Origin of the sequence: Sphingosinicella sp. (genome assembly GCF_052387495.1) — a bacterium.
In the GTDB taxonomy this organism is placed as follows: Bacteria; Pseudomonadota; Alphaproteobacteria; order Sphingomonadales; family Sphingomonadaceae; genus Allosphingosinicella.
In genome coordinates this window covers 1-9,581 of record NZ_JBQTJC010000038.1, presented here as the reverse complement: position 1 = coordinate 9,581, position 9,581 = coordinate 1, and the positions used below count along the sequence as shown (strand labels likewise).

Below are 9,581 nucleotides of genomic sequence, written 5' to 3'. Positions count from 1 at the left end.
GGAAGGCGTGGACATCGGCGACGCATTGCGGCGCGCAGGTCGCGGCGGCGGCGCCGCAGACGCCCTGGCCGAACGGGATGCGGATGCAGGCGGGACGGCCCTGGAACGGCCCGAGCACGAGCGCGCCGTTCACGTTGCGGTAGAAGCCCGCCCAGTTGAGGTCGGGGAGGGCTTCCCAGAGCAGGGCCGCGACATTCGCCATGTTGGCGATGGGATCGGGCTCGCCAGCGGTCAAAGCGTCGGCGGCCTCGACGAGTTGGGCATAGAGATCGGGCTTGGACGCGGCGGTGAGATGGAAGTCGAACATGGCTGCTACGTAGAAGCCGCAACCTCGAATGCAAACCCGTCGGGAGAGTGTCCGTAACGAAGGGCGGCCGCTGCAGGACCGCCCTTCCTAAATCGCTCGCCGGTTCGAGCCTTAGGGCTGCGACCCGCTCGCCGCCGGTGCCAGACCCTGGCTCTGCAGACCCTCCAGCACGTCGGCTTCCACCGAGGCGTTATAGGCACCGACCGTGCTGATCACCTGTCCGTTCGCATCCAGCAATTCGGCCTCGCGACCCGAACCGACCGGCACCAGCCGGATATAGACCGGATTCGGATGGAGGCGATTGGACGCGCCGTTGCTGCCATCCACGATGCCGCCAATGATGCCGCCGGCCAAGATGTTGCCGGCGACCGCTCCGCCAAGCCGGCTCTGGATATAGACTTGCGCCGGCTCATAGCCTTCCAGCGTATAAGTGACCAGGGAGTCGTGGCCGCGCCGCATCTCAATTTCGCAGGGCGTTGTGCAGGTTCCGCCCTGCGCCAGCCTAATGGTCGCACCGGACGGGTCCGACTGGAACGGCATGCCCTGGTGAACGCCATTCAGAACAGTGGCGCATCCGCCGAGCCCCGAGCCGGACACGATGATGGCGCAGGCAAGAAACAGCCTCTTCATAATTACTTCCCCCCGTCGACAGAACGTCGAAGACAGCGAACTATCACTTGGGCATGGCCAGGCAAGGACAAACTGGCCCATCGCAACAAAAGTGACATCGGTCGCAATTGGTCCTTAGGGGGCTAATCCGGTCTTACCTTTCCCCTGGCCTGCTTGATGACACTGCGGCTTTTCTTCTCGTCCATCCGCTTCGCCTTGGCGGCGCGGCTGGGCCGGGTGCGCCTGCGCTTCGCCGGCTGCACATTGGCGCGATCGATCAATTCCGCCAGCCGCGCGCGCGCATCCTCGCGATTGGCCTCCTGGGTGCGGTAGCGGCGGGCGGTGATGACGATCTCACCCGAGGCGGTCATCCGGCTCCCCGCCAGCTCCTTCAGCCGCTGGTAGACGTCGGGGGCGAGGCCGAGGCGGAAGACGTCGCAGCGCAGCTGGCAGGCGGTGGCGACCTTGTTGACGTTCTGTCCGCCCGGCCCGGAGGCCGCCAGAAAGGTCTCGCTGAGCGCGTCCTCGGGAAGATCAAACGGCATCGCCGAACCCCGCATGGGCGAAGCTTGGCGGCAGCGGCGCCGTCGCCTCGATCGCCGGCTTGCCGTCGCGCTCGACGCGGAGCGACAGCGCATGGAGCAGCATCGGCCCCTTGCCCGTGCCATAGACAGGATCGCCGGCGATCGGGATGCCGATGCCGTCGGCGGCGTGGACCCGGATCTGGTGGGTGCGGCCGGTCTCGGGCGTGAAGAGGACGGCGGCCCGTCCGTCCCGCACCGCCACCACCTTCCAGTGCGTCACCGCCGCCTTGCCGCCCGGCTCCGGCACCATCCGCCAGCCCGCCTCTGCGCTCGAGGTCTTGCCGAGCGGCAGATCGACCGTTCCGGCCTCCGCCTCCGGAACGCCGTCGAGGATCGCGAGATAGGTCTTGCCGACCTTCTTCTCCTCGAACGCGCGCTGGAAGCGCTTGTGCGCCTTGGGGTTGCGGGCGAGCAGCAGGCAGCCCGAAGTGTCGCGGTCGAGCCGATGAACCGGAAGCGGTTCGCGCCGAAAGCCGAAGCGCAGATGCTTGAGATAATCCTCCAGGCTGGCGGGCGTGCGCGTGCCCGGATGGACGGCGAGCCCGGCCGGCTTGTCGAGCACGATCGCCTCGCCGTCGATGAACAGGACCCGGTCTTCGAGCATGTTTACTCCCTACACGCCCCTGCCACGACTGTGACTCTCGCGCAACGATCCCGGTTTTCCAACGATTCCATCGCATTAATACCAAATTAACCTTTTGCGTTCACACCTCTAAAGGTTAATGAATCGAGGTGGGCACGGCTCCTTGCCGAGCTGCCGCAGGAGGGTGAATTCATGCGCGTGCTGCTGATCGAAGACGAGCCGACCACGGCCAAGGCCATCGAGCTCATGCTCACCACCGAGGGGTTCAACGTCTACACGACCGACCTTGGCGAGGAGGGTTTGGACCTCGGCAAGCTCTACGATTACGACATCATCTGCCTCGATCTCAACCTGCCGGACATGCATGGCTATGACGTGCTGAAGAAGCTGCGCACGGCCAAGGTCGGGACGCCGGTGCTGATCCTGTCGGGCGTGAGCGAGCTGGATTCGAAGGTCCGCGCCTTGGGCTTCGGCGCCGACGATTATGTCACCAAGCCGTTCCACCGCGACGAGCTGGTCGCGCGCATCCACGCCATCGTCCGCCGTTCGAAGGGGCACAGCCAGTCGGTGATCAAGACCGGCAAGCTGGCGGTCAATCTCGACGCCAAGACGGTCGAGGTCGACGGTGCCCGGGTGCACCTCACCGGCAAGGAATATGCGATGCTGGAGCTGCTTTCGCTCCGCAAGGGCACGACGCTGACCAAGGAGATGTTCCTTAATCATCTCTACGGCGGCATGGACGAGCCCGAGCTGAAGATCATCGACGTCTTCATCTGCAAGCTCAGGAAGAAGCTCAGCCTGGCTTGCGGCGGCGACAATTATATCGAGACCGTCTGGGGCCGCGGCTATGTGCTGCGCGAGCCCGGGGAGGCGGAGGCGGCCCAGGTCGCCTGAGACATACCAAGCGAGGGGCAAGACCGGCGTCCGCAGCAATGCGGGCGCCGGTTTTCCGTTCAGGCCCGGAATGCCGCCGCCAGCGCCGGCCAGAGCACCATGAGCAGGCCGATCACGCTCGTGGTCCAGACGATCGAGCGCAGGACGGGGACGCCGAAGGCGTAGAGCGGCAGATAGAGCAGGCGCGCCGCCAGCCAGAGCATCGCGCCGATCGCGGTCCAGCGGGTCTCGAGATCGGCGACGCTGACGATCAGGATCGCGGCGGCGATCAGCGGAAAGCTCTCGTAATAATTGGCCTGCGCCCGCTCCAGCCGCCCGGCCATTGGCCCCGGCGCTTCCCGCGCCTCGTCGCGCGGGCTTATGTTCCACTTGAGGCCGTACTGCCGGGTCTTGGCGCGGATCGGCAGCCAGAGGTGCAGAATCGCCAGCAGGCAGGCCCAGGCGAGGACGATGAGCTCCGTTGTCATGGCGTAACGATACGCCGCCCCCGCCCCGCCCGCAAATCGAATTGGCCCCTTGGGCCCCTTTCGTGCATTGTTATTGCCTATGGCGGGCGGCAGGGCGTTCGACGAGCTTTGGGGCGCGAGCCGGGGGCGCAAGGCGCGCCCGGGCTTCGAGCCGCTCGCCGACTGGCTCGCCGAGACCCCGCCGCTCGAGCTGGAGCGCCGCCAGCAGGCCGCCGAAGCCGCCTTCCGTAGTCTCGGCATCACCTTCGCCGTCTATGGCGAGGCGGAAGCGACCGAGCGGATCATCCCGTTCGACATCGTGCCGCGCATCTTCGGCGCGAAGGAATGGGAGCGGCTCTCGGCCGGGCTCGAGCAACGGGTGCGGGCGATCAACGCCTTCATCGACGATATTTACGGCGCGCGGCACATACTGAACGACGACGTGATCCCCGCCGACATCGTCCTCGGCAACCCGCAATATTGCATCCCCGTCGCCGGCGCCCGGGCGCCGCACGGCGTCTACGCCCATATCTGCGGGATCGATCTGGTGCGGACCGGCCCGGACGAATTCTGGGTGCTGGAGGACAATGTCCGCACCCCTTCCGGCGTCTCCTATATGCTCGAAAATCGCGACGCGATGATGCGGCTCTGCCCGGAGCTGTTCGAGCTGTTCCCGGTGCGCGCCGTCGAGCCCTATCCCGAGCTCTTGCGCGACACGCTCATCTCGGTCGCGCCGGACGGCGCGCACGAGCCGACCTGCGTGGTCCTGACCCCCGGTCACCACAATTCGGCCTTTTACGAGCACAGCTTCCTCGCCGACAATATGGGGATCGAGCTGGTCGAGGGCTCCGACCTCCAGGTCGACGATGACATCGTCTACATGCTGACCATCGACGGCCCGGTGCGGGTCGACGTCATCTACCGTCGCATCGACGACGCCTTCCTCGATCCGCTCGTCTTCAAGCCGGAATCGGCCCTCGGGGTCCCGGGATTGATGGCCGCCTATCTCGCCGGCAACGTCACGCTGGTGAACGCGCCGGGGACCGGCATCGCCGACGACAAGGCGATCTACTCCTACATGCCGGAGATCGTGCGCTATTATACCGGCGAAGAGGCGCGGCTGCCGAACGTCGAGACCTTCCGCTGCCGCGAGCCGCAGGTGCTCAGATACTGCCTCGACAATCTCGACCGGCTGGTGGTGAAGCTGGTGGACGGCTCGGGCGGCTACGGCATGCTGGTCGGCCCGACCGCGACCAAGCGGGAAATCGAAGACTTCAGCGCCGCGCTCAAGGCCGAGCCGCATCGCTACATCGCCCAGCCGACCCTCGCTTTGTCGACCGTGCCGACCTTGACCGACAAAGGAATCGCGCCGCGCCACGTCGATTTCCGCCCTTTCGTCCTCAGCGGAGCGAAAGGCGTCACCACCGTGCCTGGCGGCCTCACCCGCGTCGCGCTGAGCGAAGGCTCGCTCGTAGTCAATTCGAGCCAGGGCGGCGGCACCAAGGACAGCTTCATCCTCGATTGGGATGGCGAGGAGGGCGCGCCCTGATGCTGTCGCGCACCGCCGCCTCGCTCTACTGGATCGGCCGCTACATGGAGCGCGCCGAATTCACCTCGCGTCTGGTCGAGGCGACGCTGCGCCTCTCCGCCCTGGGCCACCACGCGCACAGCGACCAGGCCTGGCACAGCGCGCTCTCAGTGGTCGGCGCCGAGCTCTCCTTCGCCGAATGGGGCGAGAGCTTCACGCCCGAGAACGTGACCCGCTATCTCACCCTCGCCGAGAGCAATCCCAGCTCGATCCGCTCCTGCATCGCCGCCGCCCGCGCCAACGCCCGCGCCGCCCGCACCGCGCTCAGCATCGGCACCTGGGAGCAGATCAACCGCGCCTGGTTGCTCGTGCGCGACCGCGCCAAGCCCGGCGGCCCGCAGGCGACGATGAACCTGGTCGATTCGCTGCGCGCCGAATTTCGCGGCTTCGACGGCGCGCTCGGGCGGATGCTGCGCAACGAGGGCCATTGGTTCATGCGCCTGGGCTCGGTGCTCGAGCGGGGCGACAGCACGGCGCGGCTGCTGGACGTGAAATATTATTTGCTGCTGCCGCCCGGGCAGGAGGTCGGCGGCGCGCTCGACCGCGACCAGTGGACGACGATCCTGCAGATCGTCTCGGCCAAGACCGCCTATCGCCACATCTATCGTGAGGCGCTGCAGCCCTGGCTCGTCGCCGATTTCCTGATCTTCCGCCGTGAGATGCCCCGCTCGTTGGCCGCTTCGGCCGAGGAGACGGTCGGCCTGCTGAACGAATTCGCCGCGCGCAGCGGCCGCCAGGGGCCGGCCGACCGGCTCGCCCGCCAGCGCCTCGCGCGGATGGCAGACGCGTCGATCGACGCAGTGATCCAAGGCGGGTTGCACGAATGGCTGAACCGCCACATCGCCGAAAACGCCGCGCTCGACGACGCGATCGCCCGGCAGTTCCGGTTCGACTGATGCAGCTCGCCGTCCATTATTCGACGACCTATTTCTACTCGGAGCCGGCGCGCCGGGTGATCCAGCTCCTGCGCAAGACGCCGCCGAGCTTCGCGGGCCAGGCCGTGCTCGATTGGCGGATCGACGTGGATTGCGACGCCCAGCTGCGCGAGGGCCGCGACGGCTACGGCAACATCACCCACATGCTCTACGTCGACAAGCCGATCGAGAGCCTGCGCGTCGCCGTCACTGGACGCGTGCTGACCGAGGACCGGGCCGGGCTGATCCAGGGCCTGCCGCACGATCTGCCGCCGCAGATCTTCCTGCGCACCACCCGGCTGACCGGGGCCGGGCCCGCGCTCGCGGCGCTGAGCGCGGAGGTGTCCAGCGGCACCGACGCCGCGCTCGACCGGCTGCATCGACTCAACGCCCTGCTCCAGGCGCGGCTGCGCTTCGATACCGAGGCGACCGAGGTCGAGACCACGGCCGAGAAGGCCTGCGCCGAGGGTCACGGCGTCTGCCAGGATTTCGCGCATATCTTCATCGCCGCCGCCCGCTGCCTCGGCATCCCGGCCCGCTACGTCTCCGGCCATCTGTTCCGCCGTGACGGCGACCATGCCCAGGAAGCGGGTCATGCCTGGGCGGAGGCCTGGGTCGAGCATCTCGGCTGGACCGCCTTCGATCCGACCAACGGCATCTGCACCGACGACGCCTATGTCCGCGTCGCCTGCGGCCTCGATTATCGCGACGCCGCTCCGGTCGCCGGCGCGCGGGCGGGTGGCGGCAGCGAGGATATGGCGGTAGAGGTTCGGGTCGATGCGATGGGCCAGGCGCAGGCGCAGGCCCAATCCTGAACCGCTCAGGGGGGTGAGATGACCTATTGCCTTGGCATGCTGCTCGACGCGGGACTGATCATGATCGCCGACACGCGCACGAACGCCGGGGTCGACGATTTCTCCTCCTACCGCAAACTGCACTGCCTGGTGGACGGCCCCGACCGGTGCATCTTCGCCGCCTCCGCTGGCAATCTCTCGACCACCCAGACGATCATCAGCCTGCTGCGCGAGGGTGTGCCGAGCGGCGAGGAGGACGATGCGCTGCTGCGCACGATCAGCGAGCCGACTTCCATGTTCCGCGCCGCGCAGTTGGTCGGCGAGGCGATGCAGATCGCCAATGCCACGGTCGGCAAGGCGCTCGCCTCAATCAAGATCAGCGGCGCCTCCTCGATGCTTTTGGGCGGCCGGATCGGCAAGGCGCCGCCCTCGCTCTTCCTGATCTATCCGGCCGGCAATTTCATCGAGTGCAAGCAGGACGTGCCTTTCTTCCAGATCGGCGAGCATAAATATGGCCGCCCGATCCTCGACCGGACGATCACGCCGGCCACCTCGCTCACCGAGGCGATGAAGGTCGGCTTCCTCTCGTTCGATGCGTCGATGCGCTCGAATCTCGCGGTCGCGCGCCCGCTCGACCTGGTGGTGATGCCGACGTCATACAAATCGCGCACGCTGACCCTGAGGATCGGGCAAAGCGACCCCTATTTCGACGATCTCTCCGCGCGCTGGGGTGACCTGCTCCACGACGCGATGACGGCGATCCCCGACCCGCCCTTCATGTCGGAGCTCGACGGCTAGGCGGCAGCAGCCCGCGCCAGCGCGAGCGTGGCTTCGGCGGCGAGGCGGCCGGTCTGGACGGCGCCGTTCATATAGCCCGGGAAGGCATCGGACAGCCATTCGCCCGCGAACTGAACCGGCCCCGCGCCGCTAGCGCGGACCTCGCCGTCCTCCTCGACGGTCATCAGCGACGCGAAGCGGCTGAGTTGGCCGGGGCGGTAGTTGACATAGGCGCCGCGCGTCAGCGGATCTTCGCACCAGCGGGTGCGCCGATGGATGCCGTTCGGCGCCGGGAGCGACGGCACCACCCGCCGCGCCGAGGCCGAGAAGCGCGCCGCCAGCTCGGCCATGGTCGCGCCGCGCGCGGCGTCGACCTGGTCGCCGCCGAGGAAGTAGCAGAGCGCGCCCGGGCCGGGCGCCGGGGCGAGCGAGACGGCGTCCCAGACCGCGGAGAAATCGCCCGCCGACCAGAGCGCGCCGCCGAAGCCCATCCGCCCGCGCCAGGCCGGGCGGTCGTAGCCGACGATCACCTTCTCGTTGCGGCCCAGCTGCACCTCGTCGATCAGCGCCCGCCACAAGGGCGGCAGAGGTCCTTCGATGCGCAGGTCGCGGAGCAGGCTCGCAGGGAGCGCGAAGATCGCGCGGTCGGCGCGCACCTCCTCGCCGTCGGCGAAGGCGAGCCGCACCGAATCGCCGCCGATCTCGAGGCCGGTCAGCCGCTTGCTGAGCCGGATCGACCCCTCATGCTGGCGCGAGAGCGCGGCGGCGACCTGGGCGGTGCCGCCGGAGATCAGATAGCGCTCGTCGGAGAGGCTGATCCGGGTCAGCCGCGCGCCGTCCACGGTCGGCAGGTTGAAGAGCAGCTCCAGCGCCGAGGCCTCGTGCGGCTCGGCGCCATATTCGGTGCGGATTCCGGCCTCCAGCGCGTCGCGCGCCTCGCCCGGCCGCAGTCCGTGCCGATCGAGATAGTCGCGCACCGACAGCGCATCGATCTCGCGCGCGACCGCTTCGTAATCGGCATCGAGCCGGTCGGAATCGGCGGTGATCCGCGCGGCGATGCCGCGCAGCGCCCGGGCGAGCGCGACCTCGCCGACCGCGCGGCCGTTGCGGCCGATCTGGATTTCGTGGAACGGCCCGAAGCCGCGCCGATCGACCAGCCTGAGCCGGAAGCGCCGGACGAGGCGCAGCATGTCCGCCTGGTCGGTGTTGATCAGCTGCGCGCCTTCGTCGAAGGCAAATTCGGACGCGAACACACCGCGCACGCTGCGCGTCCGCCCGCCGGTCGCGGCCCGCGCCTCGTAGAGCGTCGCCGGCACGCCGCGCGCGGCCAGGGTGTCGAGCGCCGAGAGGCCGGCCAGCCCGCCGCCGACGATGACGACCCGAGGATGCGCCTGGGCGAAAGCGGGGAAGCGGGGCAGCGCCGTGGCGGCCAGGCCGCCGCCAAGGGCCGCGAGCACGCGCCGCCGGCTGATCCCGTCGCCGCCGAGCCGCGCCGGGCGCTCGCCGTCCGCGGCGAGGTTCATCGCCCGCGCTTGTTCCAGCGCCCGCCAGATCCCCGCACCCGTCCGCATCGCACGTCCCCCTCGCCGCCGAACCGGCGCGAGCCTAGGCCGGGACGGGCTTCCTAGTCGAGCGAGAGTTCGCGCTGTTCCGGATCGAAGCGCCGCCAGCCGCCGGGGCCGAGCCGTTCGAGCGGACGGAAGCGCGATTTGTAGGTCATCCGCTTCGCCTCCTCGACCCAATAGCCGAGATAGACATAGGGCAGACCGGCATTCCCGGCCCGCACGATATGATCGAGGATGATGTAGGTGCCGAGGCCCGAGCGGTGCTCGTCGTCCGGCTCGAAGAAGGAGTAGATCATCGACAGGCCGTCGGCCTGCTGATCGGTCAGGCAGGCGCCGACGAGGCGGCCCGGCGTGCCGTTCTTCGAAGGCTCGCGATATTCGACGATATAGGTTTTGACCGGGCTCTGCTCGACCATGTCCGAGAAATCGTGCTCGTCCATCTCGACCATGCCGCCGTCGGGATGGCGGATGCGGAGATAGCGGCGGAGGAGCTCATATTGCTCTTCGGTCGCCCAGGCCT

The 9,581-nt window shown here is 68.1% G+C and carries 11 protein-coding genes and 1 pseudogene; 5 read left to right on the top strand and 7 right to left on the bottom strand.

From position 1 onward, the window contains the following. The 4 genes from ACT4N8_RS02415 to ACT4N8_RS02400 form a co-directional block, all read right to left on the bottom strand. Nucleotides 1–307: GAF domain-containing protein (locus tag ACT4N8_RS02415; RefSeq protein ID WP_444856544.1), on the bottom strand; the 307-nt coding region annotated here is incomplete at its 3' end. A 111-nt stretch (nucleotides 308–418) separates the two neighbouring features. Then, nucleotides 419–937: a hypothetical protein gene (locus ACT4N8_RS02410; protein WP_444856543.1), complete on the bottom strand. Its 519-nt coding sequence runs from the start codon at nucleotides 935–937 to the stop codon at nucleotides 419–421. Between the two features lie 122 nt (nucleotides 938–1,059). Further along, the gene (gene arfB, locus ACT4N8_RS02405) at nucleotides 1,060–1,461 is read right to left on the bottom strand and encodes an alternative ribosome rescue aminoacyl-tRNA hydrolase ArfB (protein ID WP_444856542.1); all 402 of its coding nucleotides are present in this window, start codon (nucleotides 1,459–1,461) and stop codon (nucleotides 1,060–1,062) included. Next, nucleotides 1,451–2,104: an RluA family pseudouridine synthase gene (locus ACT4N8_RS02400; protein WP_444856541.1), complete on the bottom strand. Its 654-nt coding sequence runs from the start codon at nucleotides 2,102–2,104 to the stop codon at nucleotides 1,451–1,453. The genes arfB and ACT4N8_RS02400 overlap by 11 nt, the downstream gene beginning before the upstream one ends. 171 nt (nucleotides 2,105–2,275) lie before the next feature. Between ACT4N8_RS02400 and ctrA the strand changes: the two genes are divergently transcribed. Continuing rightward, nucleotides 2,276–2,977 (top strand): response regulator transcription factor CtrA, encoded by a 702-nt coding sequence (ctrA, locus tag ACT4N8_RS02395; protein ID WP_444856540.1) that lies wholly within the window; start codon nucleotides 2,276–2,278, stop codon nucleotides 2,975–2,977. Nucleotides 2,978–3,036: 59 nt separating this feature from the next. Here ctrA and ACT4N8_RS02390 read toward each other — a convergent pair whose 3' ends face one another. After that, nucleotides 3,037–3,444, bottom strand: coding sequence for an MAPEG family protein (locus tag ACT4N8_RS02390; protein ID WP_444856539.1), 408 nt, complete (start codon nucleotides 3,442–3,444; stop codon nucleotides 3,037–3,039). Nucleotides 3,445–3,523: 79 nt separating this feature from the next. Between ACT4N8_RS02390 and ACT4N8_RS02385 the strand changes: the two genes are divergently transcribed. Genes ACT4N8_RS02385 through ACT4N8_RS02370 form a run of 4 tightly spaced genes read left to right on the top strand, consistent with a single transcriptional unit; the run spans nucleotide 3,524 to nucleotide 7,517 of the window. Next, complete coding sequence (locus ACT4N8_RS02385; RefSeq protein WP_444856538.1) at nucleotides 3,524–4,972, top strand: circularly permuted type 2 ATP-grasp protein; 1,449 nt, start codon at nucleotides 3,524–3,526, stop codon at nucleotides 4,970–4,972. Next, entirely contained in the window at nucleotides 4,972–5,907 is a 936-nt protein-coding gene (locus tag ACT4N8_RS02380; RefSeq protein WP_444856537.1) for an alpha-E domain-containing protein, read from the top strand. Before ACT4N8_RS02385 ends, ACT4N8_RS02380 begins: the two co-directional genes overlap by 1 nt. Beyond that, nucleotides 5,907–6,740 carry a transglutaminase family protein gene (locus tag ACT4N8_RS02375; RefSeq protein ID WP_444856536.1) on the top strand — a complete coding sequence of 278 codons (834 nt, stop codon included), beginning with the start codon at nucleotides 5,907–5,909 and terminating at the stop codon, nucleotides 6,738–6,740. Before ACT4N8_RS02380 ends, ACT4N8_RS02375 begins: the two co-directional genes overlap by 1 nt. Nucleotides 6,741–6,758: 18 nt before the next feature. Continuing rightward, nucleotides 6,759–7,517, top strand: a complete 759-nt coding sequence (locus tag ACT4N8_RS02370) for a peptidase (RefSeq protein ID WP_444856535.1) — start codon at nucleotides 6,759–6,761, stop codon at nucleotides 7,515–7,517. Here ACT4N8_RS02370 and ACT4N8_RS02365 read toward each other — a convergent pair. Continuing rightward, nucleotides 7,514–9,067 (bottom strand): flavin monoamine oxidase family protein, encoded by a 1,554-nt coding sequence (locus tag ACT4N8_RS02365; protein WP_444856534.1) that lies wholly within the window; start codon nucleotides 9,065–9,067, stop codon nucleotides 7,514–7,516. The two genes, ACT4N8_RS02370 and ACT4N8_RS02365, sit on opposite strands and share 4 nt — an antisense overlap. A 53-nt stretch (nucleotides 9,068–9,120) precedes the next feature. Beyond that, a pseudogene (locus ACT4N8_RS02360) lies at nucleotides 9,121–9,581 on the bottom strand (arginyltransferase); the annotation flags it as partial.